This window comes from Bradyrhizobium sp. USDA 4501 (genome assembly GCF_054062115.1).
In genome coordinates this window covers 3,352,091-3,378,348 of the sequence record NZ_JBSSEX010000001.1, presented here as the reverse complement: position 1 = coordinate 3,378,348, position 26,258 = coordinate 3,352,091, and the positions used below count along the sequence as shown (strand labels likewise).

Genomic DNA, 26,258 nt, shown 5'->3' with positions numbered 1-26,258 from the left:
ACGGTGGCCCTTTTCTTTGGCTGGTTCGGCCGCGGAAGTGGCAGGGCCGTGGTCTCGCTGGCGCGGCTGCGCCTTGAAGCCATGCGGAAGACGCAGCCGGGCGCGCGGATGCTGGCCGTCTCGCACGGTTGCCACGGGGCGCTCCCCGGCCGATGATGCGCAAAACGGATCAGAACAATCGAGAGGGAGCGAATGCGCGGGCGCCGTGTGCTGATGGAATCGTTCGTGTCGCACGGCGTGCGTCATATCTTCGGCAATCCTGGCACGACCGAAACGCCACTGCTCGACAGCCTGCCCGCATTTCCGCAACTCGAATACATCATGGCGCTGCATGAAGGTGTCGCGGTCAGCGCCGCCAGCTTCTACGCGCAGGCGTCGGGGCGTGTCACGGTCGCCAACCTGCACGTCGCTCCCGGCCTCGGCAACGGCATCGGCTCGCTGTACGGCGCGCTGAAGGCGGGTTCGCCCGTGGTCGTGACGGCCGGCCAGCAGGATACGCGAATGCGGCTGAAGAATCCGCTGCTCGGCCATGACCTCGTCGCGATGGCGGCGCCGGTGACCAAGTGGAGCGTGCAGATCGAGCGCGCCGACGAGATCGCGCCGATCATGCGCCGCGCGTTCAAGGTGGCGACCGATGCGCCGCAGGGGCCGGTGTTCGTGTCGCTGCCGATCGACGTCATGGAACAGGAGACCGCGGTCGATGCTCTGGCGCCGGACAATTTGTGGCGCTCGCCGCGCCCCGATCCGGCCGGCATCGAAGCGTTTGTCGCGCTGCTTCTGAAGTCGAAAAAGCCGGCCATCATCGCTGGCGACGACGTGGCACGATCGGGCGGCGAGCAGGCGCTGGTGGTGCTCACGGAAGCGATCGGCGCCACCGTGTGGTTCGAGGGGCTCCGCCATCACGCGCCGTTCCCGACCAGCCATCCGAGCTATCGTCAGTCGCTTCCGGGCGACGCAAGGCAGGTGCGCAAGGCGCTCGGCGATGCCGATCTCGTGCTGCTGGTCGGCGGCCCGTTCTTTGAGGACATCTGGTTTGCGCCTGGCGGCCACATCCCTGACGGCGCGTCCGTGCTGCAGATCGAAGCCTCGGCCGAGCGTCTCGCGCTCAACAACCGGCTCGATGCCGGCATCGTCGGCGACATCGCCGTCAGCGTCGGTGCCTTGACGGAGGCGGTGCGTGCAAAGGCCAGCGCGGACTTCAGGCAGGCCGCGCAGAACCGCAATGCCGCGCTGGCCGAATTGCAGGCGAAGGAGAAGGAGGCTTATCGCGCGCGGGTCGAGAAAAGCCGGGACCGGCAGCCGACCGCGATGCCGCGTGTCACCGCGGAGCTTCGTCGCGGCCTGCCCGATGATGTCGTCATCGTTGATGAAAGCATCACGGCGAGCCTCGATCTCGCGCGCGCCTTCGACTATCGCGGCTTCGGCGATTATTTCGGCGGCCGCGGCGGCGGCATCGGCCAGGGCCTCGCCGGGGCGATCGGCGTCAAGGTCGCGATGCCGGATCGTCCGGTGGTCGCGATCTCCGGCGACGGCTCGGCGATGTACGCGATCCAGGCGCTGTGGACCGCCGCGCACCACAGGCTTGCGATCGTGTTCGTGGTGCTGGCCAACCGCGAGTACCGCATCCTCAAGCACAATGTGGACGTCTGGCGCCAGAACTTTGAGGCCGGTACCCAGCATCCCTATCAGAACATGGACATCACCGGCCCCGCGCTCGACTTCGTGCATCTCGCGGCCGGCATGGGCGTCGAGGCGGTCAGGGTCGAGAAGGCCGACGACATTGCCGGTGCCGTCGCAAAGGCTGTCGCGGCGCAGCGGCCGTACCTCGTCGAGATCGCAATCGAAGGCAAGCGCTAGAGCATGATCCGGAAAAGTGCGAAGCGGTTTTCCGACAAGAACATGCTCAAACAAAGAGCTCATGCGCATTAATGATTCAGCCCAATTTCATCGTACTCTCATCGCGCTCGAGGAGTTTCTCTTGGCAGGCATTCTGGACGGCAAGGCCGCATTGGTGACGGGCGGCGGCTCCGGCATCGGCCGGGCGACGGCAATTGCCATGGCGCGTGAAGGCGCGCGCGTGGCGGTGTCGGACCTCTCGAAGGACGGCATCGAGGAGACGGTCGCGCTGATCAATGCCGCCGGCGGCCAGTCGATCGCGATCCAGGGCGACGTCACCGACGAGGCCGACGTCGCGAACATGGTGGCCCGCACGGTTTCGGCGTTCGGGCGCATCGATTGTGCGTTCAACAATGCCGGCGTTGCCGGGCGCTCCGTCGGCCCGCCCGGCCAGCGCATTCATGAACTCACGCAAGCCTCGGTGGCCAAGATGTTTTCGGTGAACCTGATGGGCGTGTTCCTGTGCCTGAAATACGAGGTCGCGCAAATGCTCAAACAGGGCGGTGGCGGCGCCATCGTCAATACGGCCTCGATCGCAGGCCTGGTCGGCCTCGCGACGTCCGGCCACTATGTCGCGACCAAGCACGGTGTCGTCGGGCTGACCAAGTCCGCCGCGATCGAATATGCCCAGGACGGCATCCGCGTGAATTGCGTCAATCCCGGATACATCAAGACGCCGATGACAAAGGAGACGATGGATGAACGCTACGACGAGATCATCGCCAAGGTGCCGGTCCGTCGCCTGGGCGTGCCCGAGGAAATCGCCGAAGCCGTGGTCTGGATGTGCTCGGACAAGGCGTCGTTCATGACCGGCGCATCGCACGTGGTCGACGGCGGCTACAGCGCCGCCTGATCTTCCGAAGGGCCTTTGTTTACGTTGGTGGCCCGGTTGTACAAGCATTCGATCATCGCGGCATGATGGCGGCGTTGATCTTCGTGGCCTCGGTGCTCTTGCTGCGAGTGATGCATCTCGGGCAATATGGCGCTTGGCAACGAAGAGCTTCGAGATTTGGTGTTCAAACTCAATCGCATTGTCGGTTTCATCATTTTAGCAGCGCTCGTCTACGGCGTGCTCCAGGCTTGCGAGTTACTTCCTGAGGGGGCACCTCGGCTGTTTCCTCAACGCAGCGGCTCGCCCGCGGCTTAAGACTGATGCTCCACATCCGAACGTCCGCTGCTGGACCCATAGCGGGTATCGTTTGACGCCGGTTTTGGTCGCCTCCTTCGGCAAACGGAACCGAAGCCGGTGCAGCCTGTTTGGTACGATTAGCCAAGGGAGGTCGGAATGAGGATCATTCTGATGACGACGATTGGCTGGGCGTTGTCGTGTGGATTCGCGCTAGCCCAGGCCGATCCCAACAAGGACGTGAACACGGCAACGGGGCGCTCGGCACCGGAAGAAAAAGGTCAATTGCAGCCACAAGGTTGGACCGGGCCACTTGAAACAAAATCAGGTGGTGCGCCGCCGGAAAGCCCGCAAGGTCAAAGCCCGCCGGGAATGCAGGGAGCGCCGGACGGATCGACAAAAACCGTGGTTGAACCGCGGAAGTAAGTCCCACGTCTTGTCTGTGAAAGGCCAGCTTCCCTTAGGGTGAACCGGCCCTCGAGCTCGCCCTTTGCAGCAAGCGGACATCGCGGCAGCGCGGAATGACGTCAGAGCTTGATCCAAGCGGACCCTGGCAGGCTTGCGCCAACCAGCCGTGCGTATCGATGGGTTGATCCGCTTCCGGCACTAACGTAGTCGTTCGCGATGAACGAACGTTCGGCCATCGCCAAGGCTGCAGCTCTTCCGGATACGAAAGCCATCCTGCTCGGGGTCGCATGCGGCCTCGGTGCGGCGCTGTGCTGGGCGCTCGGCTTCGTGGCGACCCGACACGGCCTGAAGGTCGGTTTCACACCGGTCGACCTGCTGATGCATCGCTTCCTGTGGTCGGGCATCGTCTTCCTGCCGCTCGTTGTGCGCGCCGGCCTCCGCGATCTCTGCGGCATCGGCTGGGGCCGCGGCATGGCGCTGATGCTGCTGGGCGGGCCGGTGATGTCGCTGATCAGCTATGCCGGCTTCATGTTCGTGCCGCTGGGGCATGGCAGCGTGATCCAGCCGTCCTGCGCGACGCTGGGTGGATTGTTTCTCGCGGTCGTCTTGCTGAAGGAAGCGGTCTCGCTCTCGCGGGCAGCCGGCGCTGTCGTCATCGTCGTCGGCCTTGCCGTGATCGGCAGCGAGTCGATCGGCCATATGGGGCCGAGCGCCGTGATCGGCGATTTGATCTTCGTTGCGACCGGCTTGATGTTCGCGGGCTTCGCCACGCTGGTGCGCTATTGGCGTGTCTCGGCGTTCTCCGTGGCCAGCGTCATCAGCGTGCTGTCGCTCTCGCTGTTTCCACTCTATGCCGTCTCGGGTGGGCTCGCTCGCGATGCGGCCATCGGCCTGCATGAAAACACGCTGCAGGCCATCGCCCAGGGCATCCTGGCCGGGCCCGCGGCGATGTATTTGTTCGCGGTGTCGATCCAGCGCCTGGGCGTTGCCCGCGCAGCCGTATTTCCTGCGACAGTGCCGGTGCTGACCCTGCTGTTGGGATGGCTCCTGATCGGCGAGCCACCAACCACGCTGCAGGCGGCCGGATTGGCCGCCGTGTTGGCCGGATTCTATCTCGCGCAGCGGCAGCGCTAGACGTCTTGCCCGTCCTGATTGGCGCGCGGTCGCGGCGGCGATTGACAAGCAAGCGAGGGATCGCGGATGGTGCGGCTCTCCGCCGTGTCGCAATGAGACGCCGATGCAAGTTCAACGTTTGGCGCTGCCGATGCTTGCAGGGCTCGTGCTTGCAGCTTCGGCTTTGTCGGGCGCAGCCCGGGCGCAAGGCGCCGCCGAGCCGATGCCGCAGACCTCGCAGTGGCAGACCTGGCAGTGGCAGACCTCGACGCCGGAAGAGCAGGGGATGGATTCCGCCGCGCTGGCGCGGCTCGTCAATTTTGGCGCGGACCACAGTCTCGATAACCTTCTGATCGCGCGGCACGGCCGGATCGTGCTCGACGCCTATTATGCGCCCTACACGCCGGAGATCCCGCATCTGTTCAATTCCGTCACCAAGGCGGTGACCGGCACGCTGGTCGCGATGCTGCTCAGGGATGGCGTGCTCGACAGCCTCGACCATCGTATGGTGGATTTCTTCGGCGATCGCAGCATCGCCAATCTCGACGACCGCAAGCGGGCGATCACGGTCCAGACCATGCTGGACATGACCTCGGGAATGGCCTGGACCGAAGGCGTTGAGGGTGGCCGACCGGACTCGCTGATCGAGTGGGGGCGCAGCCCTGATGCGATCCAGTTCATCCTCGACCGCCCGATGGCGAAGGCGCCGGGCGAGGCGTTTGATTATAACACCGGCAATGCGCAGCTGTTGGCTGCGATCATCAACAAGCTCACCGGCATGAGCGCGCGGGACTACGCGGTGACCAAACTGTTTCGCCCGCTCGGGATAGCCGCGCCGTACTGGCACAGCATCGGTCCCGGACTGACGCAGGGCGGCGGCGGGCTTCAGCTCGCGCCGCGCGACGCGGCCAGGATCGGTCTGCTCTATCTGCATGACGGTGAATGGGACGGGCAGCGCTTGCTGCCGACCGGCTGGGTCGACCGCATCAGGCATGCGACGACGGAGATGCACGCCTCGTTCGACTCATCGTTGCGCTACGCCAATTTCTTCTGGGTCATGTCGCAGCGGCAGGTTGTCATGGCGGTCGGCGACCGCTGCCAGCTCCTCATGCTGTTTCCCGCGCTCGACATCGTCACGGTCGTGACCGCGCGCGACTATTGCTCGTTCGGCAGAATGGCCGACGAGATTTCGGGCGCGGTCAAATCCGACACGGCGCTGCCGGTGAACTCCGTCGGCGGCAATCAGCTCGCGGGCGCGTTGCGCGATATCGCAACCGAAAAGCCGTCGACGGTTGGTGCCGTGCCCGAGACGGCCGCCGCCATCTCCGGCAAGACCTGGCGCTTCCCGGCCAATGGCTTCAATTTGCGGGCACTAACGCTGCATCTGACGGATCAGCCCGCGCACTACGAACTCGAAACGTCGACGCCGGATCCGGCGAGGCCGGTGACGACCCTGGCAGGACCGATCGGGCTCGACGGTGCCTACCGTCTCGGTCAGCCAACGGCGCTCGGCGTGATGGCGCTGAAGGGGACGTGGCAGGACAACGAGACATTCGCGATCGACCTGCGTCTGGTCGGCGGCGATACCGACCGCCGATGGCTGCTGTCATTCGATGGCGGCAAGGCCCGGCTCAGCGGCAAGGATCGCTTCGGCCGCGACGTTAAGGCCGACGCTGAAGCGCCGGGCGCGCAATAGCTCGAGCGCGGGCCGCGTCCCTGTCCATTTCGGGCACGTGAAGCTCGGCTTCCTTCGCGTCGTCCCGGCGAAGGCCGGGACCCATACGCCGCGGCGGACGTTGTAGCTGGGACTGGTCGTTGCAATAGTGCAGAAGGCGTCGTGCCCGCGCAGCGACCTTGGCGGCATGATCGCAGGAAATCACGACCGGCGCACGCCAACACGCACACCGCCATGGCAGACGGCCGCGCGAATCGACAATGCTAAGGAAACTATGCGCCCGAGGCTCTCAGCGCGGCGGCGACCTTATTGGTCCACCTTCGGCGTCTTGCCCGCAATGTCGAGGCCGAACCGGAGCGCGCGCTCCTGGCGCTCTTCCGTCAGCAGCTTCAATTCCCGTTCCAGCGACCGCGCCACCTCGTCCTGGGTTTCCTTGGAGCGGCGACGGGAGTCGCCTTGCGGTTTGGCCGGTTCGGCAGTCACGGGAGAAACCCTTGTCATCACAGTGTCACAGGCCCTGATGGCACGGCGGGAGTCGGGGCGACAATCAAAAAGAATTCAGTGGGTGCATCTTTGGAAGGTTTGCTGTGCGTCTGATTCAAATTTGGGCAGAAAATTCTCTTAAGTGTTGTCTCGAATGGAGCCGGACCCCTTCGGCCCGCCGTCTCATCAATTCGGATAAGAGAGCCCGGTTCCGACGAAATCATTTCCGGATTCGCACGAAGGCGTCCTGAAACCGACAAGGTCTAACCTTAGTAGCGTTGTGAAGGACGGCTGCCTGGTGAGACGCTGAGGACTGCGGTGGTGAGATTCACGACCTGGGTCGAGAGGTTGGTCGGTCCTGCTGAGACGTTGGGGATGATCCCGGAAATGAAGAAGTTGAATGCTGTGCCTTATGTCTGGGCGGCCGCGCTGATTGCGGTCGCGATCTGGGGCGTGAGCGGCACCCCGCAGACGGCACACACCTCTGCCAGCACCCATCTGGCCCGGGTGCGCTAGAGCTTCGGCCGCAGCGAGCGCTGCATATCCATCGTGTAGGTGTAGCGCCCCTCGGGGTGCGTGGTGATGGTGACCTCGAACAGTTCCTCGCGCTGGCCGTAGTAGCGACGTACCACGGTGAGCGCCGGCGAGCCGGTCTTGACGCCGAGCGCCCTGGCGATCGGCGCCGGCATGCCCCGCACGAAGATTTCCATCTGCGCGCGCTCGGTGACCTGGCCGTACATCCTGGCAATCTGCTCATGCACCGGGGTGCGGCCGTGGTCGGGCCGGGTCACGACATCGGCGAACCTGCGCAGCACGTAGATCTCGGCCCAGCCGAGCGGGGCTGCGAACTGGTCGGAGCGGCGCACCGCCTCGATCAGGAACCAGCTCTTGCCGGGCTCGCATTTCAAGAGCCCGGCCAGCTTGCGGTCGGCGACGATGTCGCTGCTCGCAACGACCTCGCGGTAGGTTTCGTTGGAATAACGCAGCCACTCGCCGAGCGACTTGACGCTGTGGGTGAACAGCACCGGCGGCTCGGATGCGATCACCACCGAGCCGAGGCCGGCGCGGCGCACGATCAGGCCCTGGTCGATCAGGATGCGCAGCGCCTCGCGCACGGTCTGCCGGCTGGCCTGATAGCTCGCCATCAGCTCGGTCTCGGTCGGCAGCAGATTGCCGACCGCATAGGTGCCGAGCCGGATGTCCTTCTGCAGTCCGGTGGCGATGTCGCGGTAACGGGACGATCGCGCTCGGTCCGGTTGTTCAGACATGGCGGATCACTGGTATGCCGTATGGCAGACGACCGGATGTCCCGATTGCATCGACTGCAGCGCAGCCTCGAACGCGGCGAGCGTCGCCAGCACGTCTGCCTCGAGCACCGGGAACGGCTGCTTGCCTTCGACGGCGTCGGCAAAGGCCGATAGTTCCGCGGTGAGGGTGTCGATTGCCGGATAGCGCGTCGTCGCAGGCGCCTCGCCGGATTTCCGCAGTACCATCGTCTGTTCGTCGAGCACCTCGGCGGATCCCTTCGTTCCGAACACATGCACGCGCCAATAGAACGGTGTTGCGCGAATTGTCGCAAGGGTTGCGCTCACGCCATTCACAAATTCAATCGCCAAGGTTGCAGTGTCGAGCGGCGGCGGTCCGGCCTCGCGCGCACTCAACCGGGCATAGACCTGGCGCGCGGGACCAAGCAGGTTGACGAAGCCGTGGAGCACATGCAGCCCCGCGCCGGTCAGGCCGCCGCCCGGCGATTCCTCGGGCGACAGCCGCCAGCCTTGCGTGATGCTCCGCGAGTTCTCGTTGCTATTGTGACCCTCGACATGCAGGATGGTGCCGAGCTCGCCACTGGCTGTGATCGCGCGCAGCGCCTGCATCGACGGCCAGAACCGGCGGTTATGCCCGACCGCGAGCACCACGCCGGCGCTGCGGCACGCCGCGAACATCTCTGCGGCATCGGCGCGCCGAAGCGCCAGCGGCTTCTCGCAAAACACCTGCTTACCGGCGCCGGCTGCCGCGATCACCTGGCCCTTGTGCAGCGAATGCGGCGTCGCCAGCAGCACGGCATCGATGCGAGGGTCGGCGAGGACATCGTCCAGGCTCGCCGCGATGGAGAGGCCGTGCGCCTCGCAAAAGCCGGCGGCGCCGTTGGCGTCGGGTTCCACCGCTCGGACGATCCTGAGCCGCGGCTCGTTGCGCGCGGCCCGGACCAGTGCGCGGCCCCATCGACCGAGGCCTGCGATCGCACAGTTGATCATGATTGTCCCTCACCGTGGCCGCGGCCGGCCCGGATCGCCTCGATGACCGCGGCGCTGTCGTTGTCAGGGCCTTGAAGTGCGATCGCCGCGCGCAGCAGTTCGGCCTGCACCGAGGTTAGCGGTAAGGGCAGGCCGTGCCGACCGGCCTCCTGCAGGATCAGTTCGGCATCCTTCAAGGTCTGCGCGATATGCGATTGCGGCGAGAAATCCCGCGCCAGCATCTTCGGCCCCTTGCTGTCCATCGCCTTGGAATATGCCGCCGATTGCCGCGCGGTCGCGAGGAACGCCGCGCCGTCGAGGCCGAGGCTTTCGGCAAAGGCGATGCCCTCGGCCAGCGCGGCGCGGTTGTTCTGCAGGATCAGATTGATGGCGAGCTTGGTGCGGCTGGCATTGCCGATCGCGCCGACATTGACCCGCTGCGGGCAGAGAATATCGAGCGTCGTCGCGGCGGCGTCGATGATGTCGGCATCGCCGGCGACCAGCGCGGTGGCCGCGCCCGCCCGGACCTCGGCACTGGTGCCCGAGATCGGCGCTTCGATGAAGGCGAGGCGCGAGCGGGAGGCGAATTCGGCGATTGCCACGATCTCACCCGGCGCGCAGGTGGTGGTGCAGATGACGCGCGGCGGCGGCGTCGCGTTGGCGAGGTCCGGCAGCAGCGTCCTGACCTGGGCCGCGTCATACACCGCGATGACGATGGTCCGGCAGCGCGCCGCGACGTCGGCGGCGAACGCTGCGAACTCGGCGCCGCTGGCTCTCAGGCCATCTGTCTTCGCCGCGTCGATGTCGAAGCCGATCACCCCGATGCCGGCGTCGATCAGCCGCGCGGAAAGCGCCGATCCCATCAGCCCCAGGCCAATCATGCCAACGGGTGTCTCGCAAGCCATGATGCGACGCCGCCTCGCTTTATTGCGGCTGGATGCCGGCCGCCTTGACCTCCGCCGACCAGCGCACGACCTCGCTCCTGACGAAGGCGCCGAACTCGGCCGGCGCGAGCGGCGCCACCATCACGCCGACATCGGCGAGCTTCTTCCGCGTCTCCGGCATCGCGAGGTACTTCGCACACTCGGCGTAGAGCTTGCTGACCACGGGTTCCGGCGTGCCCGCGGGCGCGAACAGGCCGTACCAGATCGTGGCCTCGAAGCCCGGCATCGCTTCGGCGAGCGCGGGCAGGCCGGGCGTCAGCTCGTTGCGGGTCGCCGACGTCACGGCGATGCCGCGCAAGGTGCCGCCCTGCATCTGCGGGATCGCGACCGAGAAGTCGCCGAAGGTGAGATCGATCACCCCCGCCATCACGTCGGTCATCGCCTGCGGGACGCCGCGATACGACGCCGCGACCAGCGACAGGCCGCCGCGCGATTGCAGCTGGGCGATCGAGATCTGCGATGCGCCGGAACCGTAGCCCGCGGTCAGGTTGGGATTGGCCTTGGCGTAGCTGAGGAACTGCGGCAGGTCCCTGGCCGCGAGCTTGGGATTGACCAGCAGCACCATCGCCGTGGTGGTGGTGCGGATGACAGGTGCGAAATCCTTCACCGGGTCGTAGGGCAGGCTCTTCAGCGTCGCGACGTTGCTGGCATGGGTGGTGTTGGTGCCCATCAACAGCGTGTAGCCGTCGGGCGCGCTGCGGGCGACCTCCTGGGCGCCGATGCTGCCGAGCGCGCCGGCGCGGTTCTCGATCAGCACGGTCTGGCCCAACGCGTCCTGCAGATGCTGGCCGACCAGCCGCGCAACGTTGTCGGGGCCGGCGCCGGCCGGGAACGGCACGATGATCTTGAGCGGCCGTTGCGGGAAATCGTCCGCGGCGAAAGCCGGCAGGATGGAAAGCGTCGCAAGCAGGACTGCGAGCAGCCCCAGCCGTAACTTCATCCCGGTCTCCTCCCGTGTCTGCTTTTGCAGATTTATACGGACAAATACATCAGAAAGGCAAGCGTTATGCCCGCTGGAATGTTGAGGTGTGTCATATTTATCCGTATAAATAGCCCATTCAGGGAGCCCGACGACGATGGTGGACATCAGCGATCTCCATGCGCGCGGACTGCGCCGGCGCCAGAAGATGTTCGGCGAGGTCGATGTCGCCAAGCGGATGGCGGCTGCGGGTGACTTCGGCACGCCGCTGCAGAACATCATCAATGCCTATGTCTACGGCGACGTCTGGGAGCGTAGCGGGCTGTCCGACCAGATCCGCAGCCTCGTGATGCTCGGCATCACCGCGGCGAGCAGCAAGCCCGCCGAGTTCCGCGTCCATGCCAAGGGCGCGCTGGCCAATGGCTGCACCGCCGCGCAGGTGCAGGACGTGCTGCTGCTGGTGGCGATGTATTGCGGCATTCCGGCCGCGATCGAGACCAGCAAGATCGCAGCCGAGGTGTTCGGCGAGGCGCCGCCGGAGGGGTAGGGCACCGGCCTCTGCCGTGATAGGGACGTTGCCGACCGCGACCGGCAACAGGATCTGCCCATGTCCGCCTTCCCGACCTCGACCACCGTGCTTGATTCCGTATTGTTTCGCGATGCCTTCGGCACGCGCGAGATGCGCGAGGTGTTTTCCGACCTGCGGCTGATCGAGCGCTATGCCGAGGTCGAAGTAGCGCTGGCCAAGGCCGAAGCGCGCTGCGGCGTGATTCCCGCTGAAGCCGCCGCGGAGATCGCAAAACGTACCGATGTTGCCGCGCTCGATTTCGATCTGCTGCGGCAGGAGACCGACGTCGTCGGCTACCCGATCCTGCCGCTGGTGCATCAGATGGCCAAGCAGTGCGGCGAGGCCGGCCGCTACGTTCATTGGGGCGCGACCACGCAGGACGTCATGGACACCGCCGTCGTGCTGCAACTGCGCGATGGATTGAAGATCATCGAGGACGACATCGGTGCGCTGCGCGGCATCCTCGCCGATCTCTCGAAAAAATACCGCGACACGCCGATGGCCGGCCGCACCCATCTGCAGCAGGCGCTGCCGGTGACGTTCGGCTACAAGACCGCGATCTGGCTAGCCGCGTTCGATCGCCACGCCGCGCGGCTTGTGGAGCTGAAGCCGCGCGTGCTGGTCGGCCAGTTCGCCGGCGCCGCCGGCACGCTGGCCTCGCTCGGCGACAAGGGATTCGAGGTTCAGCGGGCGCTGTGCGAGGAACTCGGGCTCGGCGTGCCCGTCGCGACCTGGCATGTCGCGCGCGACGGTCTGGCCGAAGCGGTGAATTTCCTCGCGCTGGTCACGGGAACGCTCGGCAAGATCGCGCTCGACATCATGATCATGGCGTCGACCGAGTTCGCCGAGGTCTACGAGCCGTTCGTGAAGGGGCGCGGCGCGTCCTCGACCATGCCGCAGAAGCGCAACCCGATCTCGTCGGAGCTGATGCTCGCCGCCGCCAAGGCGGTGCGCCAGCATGCCGGCCTGATGCTGGATGCGATGGTGCAGGATTTCGAGCGCGCCACCGGTCCGTGGCACGCCGAATGGATGGCGATCCCGGAGAGCTTCGTGCTGACCGCGGGCGCGCTGCACCAGGCGAGGTTCGCGCTTGGCGGTCTGATCGTCGACGAGCAGCGGATGGCCGACAATCTCGACATCAGCCGCGGGCTGATCGTGGCCGAAGCCGTGATGATGGGCCTCGCGCCCGCGATCGGCCGGCAGGAGGCGCATGACGTGGTTTATGACGCCTGCCGCCGCGCCAACGACGAGGGCCTGACGCTGGCCGAGGCGCTGGCGGCGGATGATCGCGTTGCCAGCCGGATCGATCGGGCGACGATCGACCGCCTCACCGCGCCGAAAAACTATCTCGGCCTGGCGCCGCAGATGGTCGACCGGGTGCTGGCCTCGGTGAAGCGGTAAAATTCGAGGCAATTGCTCGCCGTCGCGTGATCGGGCGCGGCGGGCAGGAACCTTGCGGATGCGGATCGAATTGGACTACGAATCCCGAGGGTTCCTCAAACGACACGGCGCTTCATGACCGCACATCAACGCAACCTTTCCGCATCGATCGATCCCGTGAAGCTCGACCGGCTCGCCGAAGTCGCGATCAAGGTCGGCCTGCAGCTGCAGCCGGGGCAGGATCTCCTGCTCACGGCGCCCGCCGGAGCGATGCCGCTGGTGCGGCGGGTGGTGGAGCATGCCTACAAGGCCGGTGCGGGTCTCGTGACGCCATTCTTCTCGGACGAGGAGCTCACGCTGGCGCGCTACCGCTACGCCAACGATGCGAGTTTCGATCGCGCCGCAAGCTGGCTCTATGAGGGCATGGCGAAGGCGTTCGGCGCCAACACCGCGCGGCTTGCGATCGTCGGCGACAATCCGATGCTGCTGTCGGGCGAAGACCCGGTCAAGGTGGCGCGCGCCAGCAAGGCCAATTCGATCGCCTACCAGCCGGCACTGGAGAAGATCGTCAATTTCGACACCAACTGGAACATCATCGCCTATCCGAGCACGTCCTGGGCCAAGCAGGTGTTCCCCCGACGATGCCGAGGACGTCGCGGTGGCCAAGCTTGCCGATGCGATCTTCTCCGCCTCCCGCGTCGATCAGGATGGCGCCGTCGCCGCCTGGGCACAGCACAATGCGAAGCTCCGCGAGCGCACCGAATGGCTGAACGGCCAGCGCTTCCACGCGCTGAAATATTCCGGACCCGGCATGGACCTCACGATCGGCCTCGCCGACGGTCATGAATGGGAGGGCGGTGCGTCGACTGCCAAGAACGGCATCGTCTGCAATGCCAACATCCCGACCGAGGAAGTCTTCACCACCCCGCACTGCCGCCGCGTCAGCGGCCACGTCGTCAGCTCCAAGCCGCTGTCCTATCAGGGCACGCTGATCGACAATATCTCGGTCAAGTTCGAGGAAGGCCGCATCGTCGAGGCCAAGGCCTCGCGCGGCGAGGAAGTGCTGAAGAAGGTGCTCGACACCGACGAGGGCGCGCGCCGCCTCGGCGAGGTCGCGCTGGTGCCGCATTCCTCACCGATCTCGAAGAGCGGGCTGCTGTTCTTCAACACGCTGTTCGACGAGAACGCCGCCTCGCACATCGCGCTCGGCCAGTGCTACTCGAAATGCTTCGTTAATGGCGACAAGCTGACGCCGCAGCAGATCGCCGAGCTGGGCGGCAACAAGAGCCTGATCCATATCGACTGGATGATCGGCTCCGCCCACACCGATATCGACGGCATCCATGCCGACGGTCGCAGCGTGCCGGTGTTCCGCAAGGGCGAGTGGGCGTAAGGGGGCCGACGCTCTTCACCTCGCCCCGCGTGCGGGGAGAGGTCGGATCGCATCTTCAGATGCGATCCGGGTGAGGGGGCGCCTCCGCGAATGCAGCTGTCACCGAATATGTGGAGAGGCCCCTCACCCCAACCCTCTCCCCGTAAGAACGGGGCGAGGGAGCGCAATCCCGTCGCCGTCGCTACCGACCCAATCTCATCGCGCTCTACTGAAACCTCCGCCCCCGCGCGGCGAGCAGGTCGCCGCGTGGCGCGCTGAAGCGGCAGGTCTCGTGCTGCGGCCGGAAGCCGAGCCGGCGATAGATCTTCAGCGCGGGAGCGTTGCGGCTCGAGACGTTGAGCCAGCACGGGTGCTCGACCGATACGTCGTGTGCGGCCAGCACGCGATAAACCAGCAGCTGGCCGAGCCCGCGTCCCTGCCGCACCGGGTCGACGGCGACCGACTCGATCCACATCGAGTTCCGCTCCAGTTCAGTCAGGCAGAAGCCCGACATCTGTCCATCCTCCGACGCGATCCAGACTTCGCTCTCGGTCAGGACCTGCGCCATCTCTTCCCGCGAGTACAGGCGGAAGGCGGCGTCCGACGCATAGGCGGCGTTATGGATGCGCGCGACCTCGCCCGCGCAGGCGGTGACGTCGCTGACCTGCTCGATGGTGGCGCGCGCGGCCGCGAGCGTGCGCGCCGGCTGCAACGGCTCGACGCACTTCATCCCGATCTCGGACTCGACATGAACAAAGCCGAAGGCGGCCACGAAGGCCATTCCGGCCGGCCAGTCGCTGCTCACCAGCGTCTGAACGGTGAGATCGGCGTCGGCGTCGATCGCAAGCACCTCGTCGAACAGCGCGAGGCCAATCCGGCGGCGGCGCATCTCGGGCGCCACGACGATCTTGAGGAATCGGGTGTGATGCGCGCCCTGGTCGCGCAACGACGACTCGGCGAGGCCGACGAGCACGCCATCGCGCTCGGCTACGCGAAAGTCGCGCCCGCCGCGGTTCTGCGGCAGCTTCAGGAACTGGTCCCATTGCGGCAGCGTGACAGGGCCTAGCCGCGGTTCCACCGCGGCTGCCTTTGCGTAAAGTTCGACCACCGCTTGCGCATCAGCCTCTCGAAGCGGCCGGATGGTGATGCCGTCATCCATGAGTCGAGAGCTTACCCGATATCGAGCCGATAGACATCCTTTGCCGTCTTCAAGAACAACGCCGTCTTTTCGGCTTCGCTATATTGTGATGCAAGCCGTTTAAAGGTGTTGAAGATGACCTGGTAGCTGCATTGCCCCTTATCAGGTGGGAAGTTGCTCTCGAACATGCAACGGTCCGGACCGAACGCCTCGATGCAGGTCTCGACATAAGGCCGCCAGGCGGCAGCAAGTTCCTCCGACGAGGGCGGCCTGGGGCGGAGGTGGAAGTCGTAGCCGAGCAGGCACATCGCCAGCCCGCCGAGCTTGACCACGACGTTCGGGCATTTGGCGATCTCCTGGATCGACGCCTGCCAGACCGGAAAGGTCTCCGTGCGCTTGCCGGCGAAACGGCCGGTGCCGACCGGCCCGCCGCAATGATCGAGCACGATCCGAGTGTCGGGGAAGGTGCGGGCGAGGTCGGTCAGCTCGCCGATCTGCGGGTGGAACAACCAGGCATCGAAGCTGAGGCCGAGCGGTGCCAGGCAGGCGAACCCCCTACGAAAGGTGGAGTCCAGCAGAATGCCCTTCGGACGGTTCGCGTACATATGCGCGACGTTGGGGTCTTCATCCCAGGCCGAGGAGTGGCGGATGCCGCGGAACCGGCCGTTGCCGGCGGCAATCTCCGCCTCCAGCACCGCCTTGGCCTGATCGCCGATCAGAAGGTTAACGTGGCTGACGATGCCGGCGCAGATCGCCGCCTTGCCGTAGCCGCCGCTCGCCGCCATCGCCGCGACGCCGTTGGCGAACTCGACCTCGCCGACCGGACGGAACGCCTCCGGACCGTCGGCGCGGTACATCGACCGGCAATCGACATAGACGGTGGCCACGATGTTGTGGCCGGACGCGATGTCGTCGCGCATCTCCTCGATCAGATAGCGCAAGCCCCCGCGGTCCCAGAGATGGTGATGCGGATCGACGATCGGACGGGCCGGATCGATGATCTCCTCGGTGTATTGGGCGAGCCAGTCTTCGCGCGGATTGGCATAGAGCCCGCTGGCGGAGGCGGGCAGAGTGCTGGCCATGGATGATGCTCCCTGTTCTTGCTCTTGTCGGCCGCCGATACGATGTCGGCTTTGGGGAGGATAACGAGCCGCGCAGGAGCGCGTCAAACCGGGCCTCTGCCTGAGGAGGCATGCGTACGTCTGCGCGTGCCGGTCACCCCGACCGTATTGCCGGTCGCGACCATGTCATCGACTGAGCTTGCCTCGCCGACGCCGGCGATGCCTGCTCGGTGCGCCAGGTGATGATGACCGAGGCGATGACAAGAAGCGCTCCAAACAACATCGTGACGGAAAACGGCTCGCCCAGAATCAGCGTGCCGAGCAGCACGGCGATGATCGGGTTGACGAAGATGTAGGTCGAGACCATGAACGTCGACACATTGTCGAGCAGCCAGCGAAATGCCGTGAAGCCGATGACGCTGCCGGCGATGGCGAGATAGATCACGGCCGCGAGCGAGGGCGCCGAAACGTCGCGCGGCGAGAAGCCTTCCAGTTCACCCGACGCAAGACTGATTGCAAACAGGACCGCGCCGCCGATCGACAGTTGCATGCCTGACGACAATGTTGGCGAACCATGATCCGAAGTCCGACGCGACAGCACCGTGCCCACCGCCCAGGAGAACGCCGCAGCGAGCAGCAGCAGAATGGGAAGGATACTGAAATGGCCCTGTTCGGCCGATTGCCAGCCCACGATTGCCACACCAGCAAGGCCGGGCAGCAATGCGGCCAGCGTCACGGTCGCGGGACGCCGGGTTTGCGGATACAGGAAATCGATGAGCAACACCCAGAACGGGATCGTAGCCAGCATGATCGCGGCGATGCCGGACGGAACCGATTGCTGGGCATAAGCGAGAACACCATGGCAGCCGACGAAGAACAGCACGCCGCAGAGTGCTGCGGTCAGCCAGTTCCACCGCGAAACGCGCGTGACGTCAGCCCCGTTCAGCGCGATCAGGATCAGGCCGCCGCCAAGCGAGCGAAGGCCCATCAGCAGGAACGGCGGGATCGACTTCAAGCCGAGCGCGATCGCGAAGTAGGTGGAACCCCAAAGCAGATAGATGGCGGCGAACGCGCCGACAATCAAAAGGCGCTTGGGCATACGGGGCTCCCGAGCTAGATTCTAACCCCTTAATGGGTTATCAAATCCAACCCATTAAGGGGTTATGCGTTCCGGAGGAGTTGCTGGACCATGCCGCGCGTTCCTTCGCCTGAGGCGTCGTCCCGGGAAGAGCTCAGCATCAAGTTCGTCAATACGGTCGCATGGCGTCTCCGCGACCTGGTTGAGGATCGGATCGCGACCTCGGATTCCATTCTGAAATGGCTGGTCGATGCCGAACTGGCGGATAGCCGGATCGCCGCGCAGCTCAGGGCGCGATGGAAAGCCTCACCGCACGAGGCCGATGCCTTTCTGAATGCGGCGCATGGTCTGCGCGAGGCGCTCTACAGGATCTTTATCGCCCGCATCGGAGGCGGCCGGATCGATCCGACGGCGCTGGCCGATATCAACCGATACCTTGAAGCCGCGTTGGGCGGTGTTGCGCTCGCACCTGTCGGCGACACCCTGCGGTGGCTGCCGACAGCCGGGAAAGTTGCGCCCGAGACGCTGCTCAAGCCGATCGCATGGTCGGCGGTGAGCCTTCTGACCGGGCCCCGTGCGCTGAGGGTGAAGCAGTGCCAGGATGAGCGGGGTTGCGGTTGGTTGTTCGTTGACGAGAGCCGTACTCAGAACCGGCGGTGGTGCTCGATGGGCGATTGCGGCAATCTTGCCAAATCGCGGCGGCACTACCGGCGCAGCCAGGCGGCGGAGGAATGAGTGCGTTGAGCCTCACACCCCATCGAGGATGATCACCGTCGGCGTCGCCGGCAGGGTGTCGCGCGAAATCCGCAAAGTGCGCTCGCCGCCGCGGCGATCGATCTCGAACTGCTGGCCGATCAGGTGCATGAACTCGTCGAGCGGGGTGGCGAAGCGGTGCATCGGCAGCACGACGGCGGCGCGCAATCGCCTGGTGATCTCGGAGATGCCGTCGAGCGACATCGTATAGGTGCCGTCGATCGGCACCATCACGATGTCGAGCCGGCCGATCGCGGCGAAATGGCTGTCGTCGAGTTTGACGTGGAGGTGGCCGAGATGGCCGATGCAGAGGCCGGCGACCTCGAAGATGAAGATCGAATTGCCGTCCTTGATCATCTCGCCGCCGGGGTCTTCGCCCCAGTAGCGGCGAATGTCGGTGGTGACGTTGCGGATATAGACGTCGCCGATGCGCATCGCGTAATGCGCGGCCTGGCCGTTCTCGCCCCAGCCATGCAGCACGTGGGGAATCTTGGGGTCGGGAAACAGCGTGTAATGGGTCGCGTGGGCCCGGTTCATGGTCGCGACGTCGGGCAGCCGCCCGGTCCGATAGACGCCGTTGTAGTCGGTCGCGATCCGGATGCCGCCGGGCGTGTCGATATAGTAGGTCGAATGGCCGGCATAGGTGATCGCGACTTCGTCGGACTTGGTCGCGTTCTTGTCCGCGACGCGGCGGTAGCTCACGGGAACGGCGCGCGGCGGCGCATTTGCCATCGCCAGGCATTCGCTGCGCCGGGCGTCCTGCGCGAAGGCGTGACCGGTCAATGATCCCAGCAAGACGAGCGCGGCGAGCAATCTCAGCATGACCTGTTCCGTCTGCGGCGGCATCCGCGGACGGAAGAGTAGCGCGCAATTGGCGCGCCGTCATGATGAGGCCCGTGCATCGCTCCATGGCGCGGGCTGCAACACGAGCCGGGCGATTATTGCGTCGGGACACGCTAGGATGCCGCGCAAACGATCGAGATCAGGGAGTTCTGCGTGACTGATACCGTCTCTTCGCAGCGCGCGCCTTCGACCAAACGGCTCGAGCCATTGCGCCATGTCGACGCCGGTGTGCTCAACATCGCCTATTACGAAGCGGGCCCCTCCATTGGGCCGGCCGTGCTGCTGATGCATGGCTTCCCCTACGACATCCATTCCTATGTGGACGTCGCGCCCATGCTGGCGGCGCAAGGCTGTCGGGTCATCGTGCCCTATCTGCGCGGCTACGGACCGACGGCGTTCCGCGACAAGGCGACGCCGCGCTCGGGCGAGCAGGCGGCGGTCGGCGCCGACTTGATCGCGCTGATGGACGCGCTCGGCATCGCGCGCGCGGTGTTCGCCGGCTATGACTGGGGCGGCCGCGCCGCATCGATCGGTGCGGCGCTGTGGCCGGAACGATGCATCGGACTCGTCTGCACCAACGGCTACATGATCCAGGACATCGCGCATGCGATGGTGCCGGCGCCGCCTGATCGCGAGGTGCCGCTTTGGTATCAGTACTACTTCCAGCTCGAGCGGGGGCGGGCGGGGCTCGCCGCCAACCGGCGCGGCATCGCCAAAATCCTGTGGTCGCAATGGTCGCCGAGCTGGGCGTTCGACGACGCCTGCTTCGAGCGGACCGCGGTTGCGTTCGACAATCCTGATTATGTCGACGTCGTGATCCACAGTTATCGGCACCGTTACGGCGTTGTCGACGGGGATCCGCAATATGCGGATTTGCAGCGGCGGCTCGACACATTGCCTGTCATCAGGGTCCCCGCCATCTCGCTCGACGGCGCCGACGACGGCGTGACGTTCGCGACCGACGGCAGTCGCACCGCGGCAAAGTACACCGGCCGCCTTGCCCATCGCCTGATTCCGCATGCCGGCCACAATCTGCCGCAGGAAGCGCCCGAGGCGTTTGCCTCGGCGGTGATCGAGGTGATGAAGGCTAGCGCCGCGGGCTGATCTTCCAGGCGATGGCAAGCGTCAGCAGCGTCAGAATGCCGCTGACCAGCGCGGCCGTCGGGATTGTCAGGGCCAACGCCGCGGTTGCGGCCCAGCCGATCGAGGAAAAGGCTTCCGCGAAGGTGGCGATGCGGGAGGAGGTTTGGCGCCGGCGGAATTGGCTGCGCTTGGCCTGTGCGCGGAACCAGAGCTGGACCGCGGCGGCGGATGCGGTCGCGATGAGGATTGCGATCGCCGTGACCGCGGCCTGCCCTGGCGAGGCAAACGCCAGCGCGGCCACCAGCGGGGCGAAGATTGCGGCGATCGCGATCAGGACCACCTCGACCTTGGCGCGGGTCACGCGTGACGGCGGCAGCGGCGCGGTCGCCACCAGATCGGGCGCGTCCTCGCCGGAGATGGTCAGCCAGGCGAGCCCGCCGGCGAGCTGGCCTGCGGCCATCACGATGACGGGCGTAATCAGCACGATCGCGGTCGACGTACCGGAGAAGCTGCGCCACAGCATCAGCGCCGGCGGCAGCAGATAGAGCATCTGCATCAGGGTCTGCGACAGCAGCCACGGATCGCGGCGCAGCAGCAAGAATTCCTTGCGCCGCAGCGCCTGCTGCCGCGAGCCGGCCCGGAAGGCGCGGGCGCGTCCCCGCGTCACCGCAGCCGGATTGGCCGCGACGCTGGCGACCGTATCGGCAAACCGCGGTGCGAATAGCGCCATCACGCCGCCGAGCATCACCAGCGCCGCGGCGAGCAGCAGCAGCATGATTTCGAGGTCGCCGAGCGATGCCCGCGCCGGCCACCACAGCAGGCTGTCGGGGGCGGGGGCAATTCGCGCCGCGGTTTCCGAGGTCAGAAAGGCAAAGCGCGACAGCGTGCCGTAGGACAGCACGGCCACGACCTGCAGCGCGATGACGAAGCCGGCGCCGATCACGGCGGAGACGACCTGCGCTACCAGCCGCGTCCGGCTCGGCCCGATCAGGCGGAACAGGAACGCGGTGACGGCGATCGCGGCGGCTGCCGCCGACAGCCCGATCGCAAGGACGACGCCGAAGCCGGCGAGCCAGCGCGGGCCGCCGAGATAGATCAGCACGTCGATGAACGGCGTCGACAGCAACAGCGCCATGCTGCTCACCGTCAGCGCGATCGCGGCGATCCGGATCGAGAAGATGTTGGTGAGTTTTGCCGGCGACGACATGATCAGATCGAGATCGGCGCGGGCGTAGAACACGCGCGTCACCGACTCGATCGCCTGCGAGAGCATCAGCGCCCAGGCCAGGAAGATCGTCGCGGTCAGCACGATCAGCGACGACGGGTCGAGCGGAAACCGCAGGTCGGCATAGCGGTTGACCACGGCATAAGCCGGCAGATGCAGGATCGCCGCGAAGATCAGAAGGCCGATCACGGCGCGATTGCGCCGGCGACGGCCGCCGGTCATCATCGCCAGCCATTCGCGCCACGCCAGGCGGAATTCGTGCCGCGCGAACCAGGTGAGGTGGGCGATCGAGCTCACGCGGCCGCCGCTTCGGTATCGACCAGCGCGATGAACATGTCCTCGAGGGTGGTGTCGTTGCGGCCGTTCTGCGCGCGCAGCTCGGCCAGCGTGCCCTCGGCGATCAGCCTGCCGGCCGCGATCACGCCGATCCGGTCGGCCATCCGCTCGGCGACTTCGAGAATGTGGGTCGTCATGATCACGGTGCAGCCGGCGCGGACGCGCTTCTGCAGCAGTCCCTTGACGTGACGCGCCGACAGCGCGTCGAGGCCGGTCAGCGGTTCGTCGAGAATGATCAGGCGGGGATCGTGCACCAGCGCGCCGGCCAGCGCCACCTTCTGGCGCATGCCCTTGGAGAAGCCTTCGCAGCGCTCGTTGAGATGCGGCGCGAGCCCGAGCGACATCAGGAGATCGCGCGCCGAGCTCTCCGACGTGCGCGGATCGATGCCCCACAGGCCGGCGACGAATTCGAGATATTCCAGCGGCGTCAGCTTGTCGTAGATCATCGGCTCGTCGGACACCCAGGCCATGATCTGCTTGGCGGCGACCGGATCGGCCAGCGCGTCGATGCCGAGGATCGACACCGAGCCGGCATCGGGCCGCAATAGCCCCGCCACCATGCGCAGCGTCGTGGTCTTGCCGGCGCCGTTCGGTCCGAGCAGCGCATAGAACTCACCGACACGGATCGTGAGATCGAGCGCGTCGACCGCCGGGCGGTCAAAACGCTTGGTTAACCCTCGCACGGCGAGTGCGGACAGTTCAGGTGTCATGGCGGGGTGGCGATCCGGAATTTCGCTCGTCGGTTGCGCAAAGCTTGGACAAAAACCGTTTCGGTGCAGTGAATCGCACGGGGCAAATCAAAGGTGATATCCGTATTAGTCCGTGCTGCGGCAAATCTCCGCAAATGTGATGATACAGCGACAACAGCGGTTTGTTGACAGGGATCGGGCCTTTTGGCTCAATCGGGGCGGACATAGGCGGCTTTCGGCGCTCCAGACACAAGGGCGTGAAGGCGGGATGCAACGAGCGATCGGATAAGAATCGCCGGGCATCGGGGAGGGAACGATGCTGGACTTTGTTCAGCAGCTCGTCAGCGGCATCGCGCTCGGCTGCGTTTACGGCCTGATCGCGCTCGGCTTCGTGCTGGTCTACAAGGCAACCGAGGTCGTCAATTTCGCGCAAGGCGATTTGATGATGCTGGGCGGTTTTTTCGCCTTCACCTTCATCGGCATGCTCGGGCTGAATTACTGGGTCGGGTTCGCCGGCGCGGTGATCTGCATGGCGCTGTTCGGCATGCTGGCCGAGCGGCTCGTGGTGCGGCCGATCCTCGGTTACCCGCAATTCTCCATCATCATGGCGACGATCGGGCTCGGCTATTTCCTGCGCTCGGTCTCCGGCATGATCTGGGGCACCGACGACTTCAAGATCGAGACGCCGTTCAGCCAGGGCGTGCTTCGGATCGGCAGCCTGGTGCTTGCCTACGACAAGCTGTCGGTGATCGCGGCGACCATCATCCTGTGCGCGCTGCTCTATCTGTTCTTCAACCGGACCACGCTCGGCACCGCGATGCGCGCCAGCTCCGAGAACATGCTGGCTGCCTATTACATGGGCATTCCGGTCAAGCGGGTGGTCTCGATCGTCTGGGCGATCTCGGCCGCGGTCGCGACCTGCGCCGGCGTGCTGCTGGCGCCGATCACCTTCATTCATTCCAATGTCGGCCTGGTTCTGGGGCTGAAGGCGTTTCCGGCTGCGGTGCTCGGCGGCTTCGGCTCGATCCCGGGCGCCGTGGTCGGCGGCGTCCTGATCGGCGTGATCGAGAGCATGGCCGGCTTCTATCTGCCGCAGGGATGGAAGGACGTCGCGCCCTACATCGTGCTGCTCGCGGTGCTGCTGCTCAAGCCCGAGGGCCTGTTCGGCCTTCACGTCCGGAAGAAAGTCTGAGGAGCAACGGATGCGGTTTCTCTTCAAGACCGATTACGAAGACGACATCAAGCTGTTCCCGCATTCGGGCTACATCTATTCCTACGGCCTGTTGCTGGCGGTGCTGCTGATCGCGCCTTACGTGCTCTCAAGCTATCTGATGAGCCAGCTGGTCTTCGTCTGCATCTACGCGACCGTCGGCGTCGGGCTCTTGATCCTGACCGGCTTCACCGGACAGGCCTCGCTCGGCCATGCCGCGTTTCTTGCGATCGGCGCCTACACCGCGGCCTATCTGCAGCAGTTCAATGTGCCGTTTCTGGTCTACTTCCTCGCCGCGGGGTTGTTGACCGGCGTGGTCGGCGCGCTGGTCGGGTTTCCGGCGCTGCCGGCTGCAGGGCATCTATCTGGTGATCGCGACGATCTCCTTTGCGTTCATCGTCGAGGAGATCCTGGCGCGCTGGGAAAGCGTCACCAACGGCAATGAGGGCATGCGGGTCAAGACCATGCAGCTGCTCGGCACGACGGTGTCGCGCGACGGCCCGACCTTCTATTACCTCTGCCTTGCGGTGCTGGTGCTGACCATCGTCGGCACGCTCAATCTGCTGCGCTCGCCGACCGGGCGCGCCTTCGTCGCGATCCGCGACAGCGAAACCGCGGCGCGCAGCATGGGCATCAATGTCGCACTCTACAAGGTGAAGTCGTTCGCGATCTCGGCGGCGATCACCGGCTTTGCCGGCGTGCTGTTCGCGCACAAGCTCTCCTTCATCTCGCCCGAGATGTTCACGCTGCAGCTTTCGATCGAGTTCATCATCGTGATCCTGATCGGCGGCACGTTCAGCCTGCACGGCGCGGTACTGGGCGCGATCTTCCTGGTCATGATCGATCCGTTCCTGACCTATCTGAAGGACGATATGCCGGGCGTGATCGGCGGCATTGCTGCGACCCTCGGCGCCGGCACCGAGCGCGCGGGCCATATCCAGGACGCGGTCGCAGCCTTCGCCTCCGCCAACGGACTGAAAGGCGCGATCTACGGCATCATCATCGTGCTGTTCGTGCTGTTTGAACCGCTCGGACTCTACGGCCGCTGGCTCAAGATCAAGCTCTTCTTCCAGCTGTTCCCGCTCTACAAACGCGCAACCTTCAAGCGGCAGAAGATCTACGTGAAATCGGAGCGGAACAGATGAGCTATTTCCGCGCCGAGAACCTGTCGCTGCACTTCGGTGGCCTCAAGGCGGTCGATGCGGTCAGCTTCGCGGTCGAGAAGGGCGAGATCCTCTCGATCATCGGGCCCAACGGCGCCGGCAAGAGCTCGATCTTCAACCTGATCTCGCGGATCTATCCGCCGACCTCCGGCAAGATCTTCTTCGAGGATCAGGACATCACCCAGGAGCCGGCCTACGACATCGCGAAACTCGGCATCGCCCGCACCTTCCAGAACATCGAGCTGTTCGAGAACGCGACCGTGCTGAGCAATCTGCTGGTTGGCCGCCATCGCCATTCCACCACGCGGCTGTGGCAGGAGCTATTGTTCCTGCCGAGCGTTCGCGCCGGCGAGAAGGCGCATCGCCGCCGCGTCGAGCAGGTGATCGAGTTCCTCGATCTCGAGCCCTACCGCGACAAGCTGATCTCGGGACTGCCTTACGGCGTGCGCAAGGTGATCGAGCTGGCGCGGGCGCTGTGCTCGGAGCCGAAGCTGATCCTGCTCGACGAACCGTCCTCCGGCCTCAATGTCGAGGAGACCGACGACATGTCGTTCTGGATCCGCGACATGAAGAGCGAGCTCGGCATCACCGTGCTGATGGTCGAGCACGACATGACGCTGGTCAACCGCGTCTCCGACCGCGTCATCGCGCTGAACTACGGCCGCGTGCTGGCGATGGGCTCGCCGTCCGAGGTGCAGCACCATCCCGACGTCGTCGCAGCGTATCTCGGCGCATGAGGATGATGCCATGAGCACAGCGGACATCATCCTGAAACTCTCCAACATCGAAAGCTATTACGGGCCGATCATGGCGATCCGCGGCATCAGCCTCGAGGTGCCGCGCGGCCGGATCGTGACGCTGCTCGGCGCCAACGGCGCCGGCAAGACCACGGTCCTGAAGACGATCTCCGGCATCCTCGACCCGCAGAAGGGCTCGATCGAATTCCTCGGCAAGCCGATCCAGCGCATGGAGGCCGACCGGATCGTGAGGCTCGGGCTGAGCCACGTGCCGGAGGGGCGCGAGGTGTTTCCGTTCCTGTCGGTGCGCGAAAACCTGATGATGGGCGCCTATCTGCGCAAGGACCGCGACGGTGTGGCGCAGGACCTCGAGCGCGTCTACGGCTATTTTCCGCGGTTAAGGGAGCGGCTCGGCCAGCCGGCCGGGCAGCTTTCGGGCGGCGAGCAGCAGATGCTGGCGATCGGGCGGGCGCTGATGAACCGGCCGACGCTGCTGTTGCTCGATGAGCCGTCGCTCGGGCTGTCGCCGATCCTGGTGAAGGAGATCTTCACCATCATCCGCCGCGTCAATGAGGAGCAGGGCATGTCGATCCTGCTGGTCGAGCAGAATGCCAAGATCGCGCTGGAGACGGCGCATTACGGCTATGTGCTGGAGATCGGCCGCGTCGTCATGAATGACAGCTGCGAGCGGCTGATGAATTCACCCGATATCCAGGAGTTCTACCTCGGCGCCAAGGAAGCCGGTGCGCGCGGCGAGCGGCGCTGGAAAAAGAAGAAGACGTGGCGTTGAGAATGACTGGGCGCTGGCAATGGCGCCGAGGAAG

The 26,258-nt window shown here is 65.4% G+C and carries 24 protein-coding genes and 2 pseudogenes; 15 read left to right on the top strand and 11 right to left on the bottom strand.

Translation table 11 applies throughout. The annotated features are described in order from the left end of the window. The first annotated feature begins 192 nt into the window (after positions 1-192). The 5 genes from ACVWZM_RS15540 (at position 193) to ACVWZM_RS15520 (ending at position 6,239) form a co-directional block, all read left to right on the top strand. Positions 193-1,857, top strand: coding sequence for a thiamine pyrophosphate-binding protein (locus tag ACVWZM_RS15540; protein ID WP_456853796.1), 1,665 nt, complete (start codon positions 193-195; stop codon positions 1,855-1,857). Positions 1,858-1,978: 121 nt separating this feature from the next. Next, on the top strand, positions 1,979-2,749 hold the full coding sequence (locus ACVWZM_RS15535) for an SDR family NAD(P)-dependent oxidoreductase (protein ID WP_076832663.1): 771 nt from the start codon (positions 1,979-1,981) through the stop codon (positions 2,747-2,749). A 432-nt stretch (positions 2,750-3,181) separates the two neighbouring features. Next, positions 3,182-3,448: a hypothetical protein gene (locus ACVWZM_RS15530; protein ID WP_141340539.1), complete on the top strand. Its 267-nt coding sequence runs from the start codon at positions 3,182-3,184 to the stop codon at positions 3,446-3,448. Positions 3,449-3,646: 198 nt separating this feature from the next. Next, the gene (locus ACVWZM_RS15525) at positions 3,647-4,564 is read left to right on the top strand and encodes a DMT family transporter (protein ID WP_076832660.1); all 918 of its coding nucleotides are present in this window, start codon (positions 3,647-3,649) and stop codon (positions 4,562-4,564) included. 103 nt (positions 4,565-4,667) lie between these two features. Then, complete coding sequence (locus ACVWZM_RS15520) at positions 4,668-6,239, top strand: serine hydrolase domain-containing protein (protein ID WP_076832657.1); 1,572 nt, start codon at positions 4,668-4,670, stop codon at positions 6,237-6,239. Positions 6,240-6,524: 285 nt separating this feature from the next. Here ACVWZM_RS15520 and ACVWZM_RS15515 read toward each other — a convergent pair whose 3' ends face one another. Then, entirely contained in the window at positions 6,525-6,701 is a 177-nt protein-coding gene (locus ACVWZM_RS15515; RefSeq protein WP_162832420.1) for a hypothetical protein, read from the bottom strand. A 321-nt stretch (positions 6,702-7,022) separates the two neighbouring features. Here ACVWZM_RS15515 and ACVWZM_RS15510 point away from each other — a divergent pair, with 321 nt between their 5' ends. Next, positions 7,023-7,217, top strand: a complete 195-nt coding sequence (locus ACVWZM_RS15510) for a hypothetical protein (RefSeq protein ID WP_141340538.1) — start codon at positions 7,023-7,025, stop codon at positions 7,215-7,217. On the opposite strand, the gene ACVWZM_RS15505 is transcribed toward ACVWZM_RS15510, so the two are convergent. The 4 genes from ACVWZM_RS15505 to ACVWZM_RS15490 are packed head-to-tail and all read right to left on the bottom strand — an operon-like array spanning position 7,214 to position 10,819. Next, positions 7,214-7,969 (bottom strand): GntR family transcriptional regulator, encoded by a 756-nt coding sequence (locus ACVWZM_RS15505; protein WP_028337580.1) that lies wholly within the window; start codon positions 7,967-7,969, stop codon positions 7,214-7,216. The genes ACVWZM_RS15510 and ACVWZM_RS15505 overlap by 4 nt on opposite strands. Positions 7,970-7,975: 6 nt before the next feature. Then, positions 7,976-8,956 carry a Gfo/Idh/MocA family protein gene (locus tag ACVWZM_RS15500; RefSeq protein ID WP_076832654.1) on the bottom strand — a complete coding sequence of 327 codons (981 nt, stop codon included), beginning with the start codon at positions 8,954-8,956 and terminating at the stop codon, positions 7,976-7,978. Next, positions 8,953-9,816 (bottom strand): NAD(P)-dependent oxidoreductase, encoded by an 864-nt coding sequence (locus ACVWZM_RS15495; protein WP_158074231.1) that lies wholly within the window; start codon positions 9,814-9,816, stop codon positions 8,953-8,955. Before ACVWZM_RS15495 ends, ACVWZM_RS15500 begins: the two co-directional genes overlap by 4 nt. Positions 9,817-9,859: 43 nt before the next feature. Further along, complete coding sequence (locus ACVWZM_RS15490; RefSeq protein WP_076832649.1) at positions 9,860-10,819, bottom strand: Bug family tripartite tricarboxylate transporter substrate binding protein; 960 nt, start codon at positions 10,817-10,819, stop codon at positions 9,860-9,862. Positions 10,820-10,955: 136 nt separating this feature from the next. Between ACVWZM_RS15490 and ACVWZM_RS15485 the strand changes: the two genes are divergently transcribed. The 3 genes and pseudogenes from ACVWZM_RS15485 to ACVWZM_RS15475 all read left to right on the top strand — a co-directional run bounded on the left by ACVWZM_RS15485 (position 10,956) and on the right by ACVWZM_RS15475 (position 14,139). Further along, a complete protein-coding gene (locus tag ACVWZM_RS15485; RefSeq protein ID WP_083715163.1) occupies positions 10,956-11,345 on the top strand; it encodes a carboxymuconolactone decarboxylase family protein in 390 nt (129 codons plus the stop codon). Between the two features lie 60 nt (positions 11,346-11,405). Then, on the top strand, positions 11,406-12,767 hold the full coding sequence (locus ACVWZM_RS15480) for a class-II fumarase/aspartase family protein (protein WP_076832646.1): 1,362 nt from the start codon (positions 11,406-11,408) through the stop codon (positions 12,765-12,767). 114 nt (positions 12,768-12,881) lie between these two features. Continuing rightward, a pseudogene (locus ACVWZM_RS15475) lies at positions 12,882-14,139 on the top strand (aminopeptidase). A gap of 205 nt (positions 14,140-14,344) precedes the next feature. On the opposite strand, the gene ACVWZM_RS15470 reads toward ACVWZM_RS15475, so the two are convergent. From ACVWZM_RS15470 to ACVWZM_RS15460, 3 genes are all read right to left on the bottom strand, one after another. Next, positions 14,345-15,277, bottom strand: a complete 933-nt coding sequence (locus tag ACVWZM_RS15470) for a GNAT family N-acetyltransferase (protein ID WP_456853794.1) — start codon at positions 15,275-15,277, stop codon at positions 14,345-14,347. 11 nt (positions 15,278-15,288) lie between these two features. Continuing rightward, positions 15,289-16,338: an amidohydrolase family protein gene (locus ACVWZM_RS15465; RefSeq protein WP_076832638.1), complete on the bottom strand. Its 1,050-nt coding sequence runs from the start codon at positions 16,336-16,338 to the stop codon at positions 15,289-15,291. Between the two features lie 133 nt (positions 16,339-16,471). Then, positions 16,472-17,416, bottom strand: a complete 945-nt coding sequence (locus tag ACVWZM_RS15460; RefSeq protein ID WP_456853792.1) for an EamA family transporter — start codon at positions 17,414-17,416, stop codon at positions 16,472-16,474. Positions 17,417-17,506: 90 nt separating this feature from the next. Here ACVWZM_RS15460 and ACVWZM_RS15455 point away from each other — a divergent pair, with 90 nt between their 5' ends. Continuing rightward, on the top strand, positions 17,507-18,130 hold the full coding sequence (locus ACVWZM_RS15455) for a CGNR zinc finger domain-containing protein (RefSeq protein ID WP_076832632.1): 624 nt from the start codon (positions 17,507-17,509) through the stop codon (positions 18,128-18,130). A 12-nt stretch (positions 18,131-18,142) separates the two neighbouring features. Here the strand turns inward: ACVWZM_RS15455 and ACVWZM_RS15450 are convergent, their stop codons facing one another. After that, complete coding sequence (locus ACVWZM_RS15450; RefSeq protein ID WP_456853790.1) at positions 18,143-18,970, bottom strand: MBL fold metallo-hydrolase; 828 nt, start codon at positions 18,968-18,970, stop codon at positions 18,143-18,145. A 174-nt stretch (positions 18,971-19,144) separates the two neighbouring features. Between ACVWZM_RS15450 and ACVWZM_RS15445 the strand changes: the two genes are divergently transcribed. Then, on the top strand, positions 19,145-20,095 hold the full coding sequence (locus ACVWZM_RS15445) for an alpha/beta fold hydrolase (protein WP_076832629.1): 951 nt from the start codon (positions 19,145-19,147) through the stop codon (positions 20,093-20,095). Here ACVWZM_RS15445 and ACVWZM_RS15440 read toward each other — a convergent pair. Beyond that, entirely contained in the window at positions 20,079-21,596 is a 1,518-nt protein-coding gene (locus ACVWZM_RS15440) for a permease (RefSeq protein WP_456853788.1), read from the bottom strand. The genes ACVWZM_RS15445 and ACVWZM_RS15440 overlap by 17 nt on opposite strands. Further along, the gene (locus ACVWZM_RS15435; protein ID WP_456853787.1) at positions 21,593-22,345 is read right to left on the bottom strand and encodes an ABC transporter ATP-binding protein; all 753 of its coding nucleotides are present in this window, start codon (positions 22,343-22,345) and stop codon (positions 21,593-21,595) included. The genes ACVWZM_RS15440 and ACVWZM_RS15435 overlap by 4 nt, the downstream gene beginning before the upstream one ends. A gap of 295 nt (positions 22,346-22,640) precedes the next feature. Between ACVWZM_RS15435 and ACVWZM_RS15430 the strand changes: the two genes are divergently transcribed. The 4 genes and pseudogenes from ACVWZM_RS15430 (at position 22,641) to ACVWZM_RS15415 (ending at position 26,224) form a co-directional block, all read left to right on the top strand. Further along, positions 22,641-23,516: a branched-chain amino acid ABC transporter permease gene (locus ACVWZM_RS15430; protein ID WP_028336612.1), complete on the top strand. Its 876-nt coding sequence runs from the start codon at positions 22,641-22,643 to the stop codon at positions 23,514-23,516. A gap of 10 nt (positions 23,517-23,526) precedes the next feature. Further along, a pseudogene (locus ACVWZM_RS15425) lies at positions 23,527-24,679 on the top strand (branched-chain amino acid ABC transporter permease). After that, positions 24,676-25,434, top strand: a complete 759-nt coding sequence (locus ACVWZM_RS15420) for an ABC transporter ATP-binding protein (protein WP_028336610.1) — start codon at positions 24,676-24,678, stop codon at positions 25,432-25,434. The pseudogene ACVWZM_RS15425 and the gene ACVWZM_RS15420 overlap by 4 nt, the downstream one beginning before the upstream one ends. A 10-nt stretch (positions 25,435-25,444) precedes the next feature. Beyond that, a complete protein-coding gene (locus ACVWZM_RS15415) occupies positions 25,445-26,224 on the top strand; it encodes an ABC transporter ATP-binding protein (protein ID WP_076832616.1) in 780 nt (259 codons plus the stop codon). The last annotated feature ends 34 nt before the right edge of the window (positions 26,225-26,258 follow it).

What these genes read in the sequence shown, in the direction of transcription:
- ACVWZM_RS15540 (WP_456853796.1), top strand. Translation starts at nt 193, where the DNA reads ATGCGCGGGCGCCGTGTGCTGATGGAATCGTTCGTGTCGCACGGCGTG.
- ACVWZM_RS15530 (WP_141340539.1), top strand. Translation starts at nt 3,182, where the DNA reads ATGAGGATCATTCTGATGACGACGATTGGCTGGGCGTTGTCGTGTGGA.
- ACVWZM_RS15525 (WP_076832660.1), top strand. Translation starts at nt 3,647, where the DNA reads ATGAACGAACGTTCGGCCATCGCCAAGGCTGCAGCTCTTCCGGATACG.
- ACVWZM_RS15520 (WP_076832657.1), top strand. Translation starts at nt 4,668, where the DNA reads ATGCAAGTTCAACGTTTGGCGCTGCCGATGCTTGCAGGGCTCGTGCTT.
- ACVWZM_RS15505 (WP_028337580.1), bottom strand. Translation starts at nt 7,969, where the DNA reads ATGTCTGAACAACCGGACCGAGCGCGATCGTCCCGTTACCGCGACATC.
- ACVWZM_RS15500 (WP_076832654.1), bottom strand. Translation starts at nt 8,956, where the DNA reads ATGATCAACTGTGCGATCGCAGGCCTCGGTCGATGGGGCCGCGCACTG.
- ACVWZM_RS15495 (WP_158074231.1), bottom strand. Translation starts at nt 9,816, where the DNA reads ATGATTGGCCTGGGGCTGATGGGATCGGCGCTTTCCGCGCGGCTGATC.
- ACVWZM_RS15490 (WP_076832649.1), bottom strand. Translation starts at nt 10,819, where the DNA reads ATGAAGTTACGGCTGGGGCTGCTCGCAGTCCTGCTTGCGACGCTTTCC.
- ACVWZM_RS15485 (WP_083715163.1), top strand. Translation starts at nt 10,956, where the DNA reads ATGGTGGACATCAGCGATCTCCATGCGCGCGGACTGCGCCGGCGCCAG.
- ACVWZM_RS15480 (WP_076832646.1), top strand. Translation starts at nt 11,406, where the DNA reads ATGTCCGCCTTCCCGACCTCGACCACCGTGCTTGATTCCGTATTGTTT.
- ACVWZM_RS15470 (WP_456853794.1), bottom strand. Translation starts at nt 15,277, where the DNA reads ATGGATGACGGCATCACCATCCGGCCGCTTCGAGAGGCTGATGCGCAA.
- ACVWZM_RS15465 (WP_076832638.1), bottom strand. Translation starts at nt 16,338, where the DNA reads ATGGCCAGCACTCTGCCCGCCTCCGCCAGCGGGCTCTATGCCAATCCG.
- ACVWZM_RS15460 (WP_456853792.1), bottom strand. Translation starts at nt 17,416, where the DNA reads ATGCCCAAGCGCCTTTTGATTGTCGGCGCGTTCGCCGCCATCTATCTG.
- ACVWZM_RS15455 (WP_076832632.1), top strand. Translation starts at nt 17,507, where the DNA reads ATGCCGCGCGTTCCTTCGCCTGAGGCGTCGTCCCGGGAAGAGCTCAGC.
- ACVWZM_RS15450 (WP_456853790.1), bottom strand. Translation starts at nt 18,970, where the DNA reads ATGCTGAGATTGCTCGCCGCGCTCGTCTTGCTGGGATCATTGACCGGT.
- ACVWZM_RS15435 (WP_456853787.1), bottom strand. Translation starts at nt 22,345, where the DNA reads ATGACACCTGAACTGTCCGCACTCGCCGTGCGAGGGTTAACCAAGCGT.
- ACVWZM_RS15430 (WP_028336612.1), top strand. Translation starts at nt 22,641, where the DNA reads ATGCTGGACTTTGTTCAGCAGCTCGTCAGCGGCATCGCGCTCGGCTGC.
- ACVWZM_RS15420 (WP_028336610.1), top strand. Translation starts at nt 24,676, where the DNA reads ATGAGCTATTTCCGCGCCGAGAACCTGTCGCTGCACTTCGGTGGCCTC.
- ACVWZM_RS15415 (WP_076832616.1), top strand. Translation starts at nt 25,445, where the DNA reads ATGAGCACAGCGGACATCATCCTGAAACTCTCCAACATCGAAAGCTAT.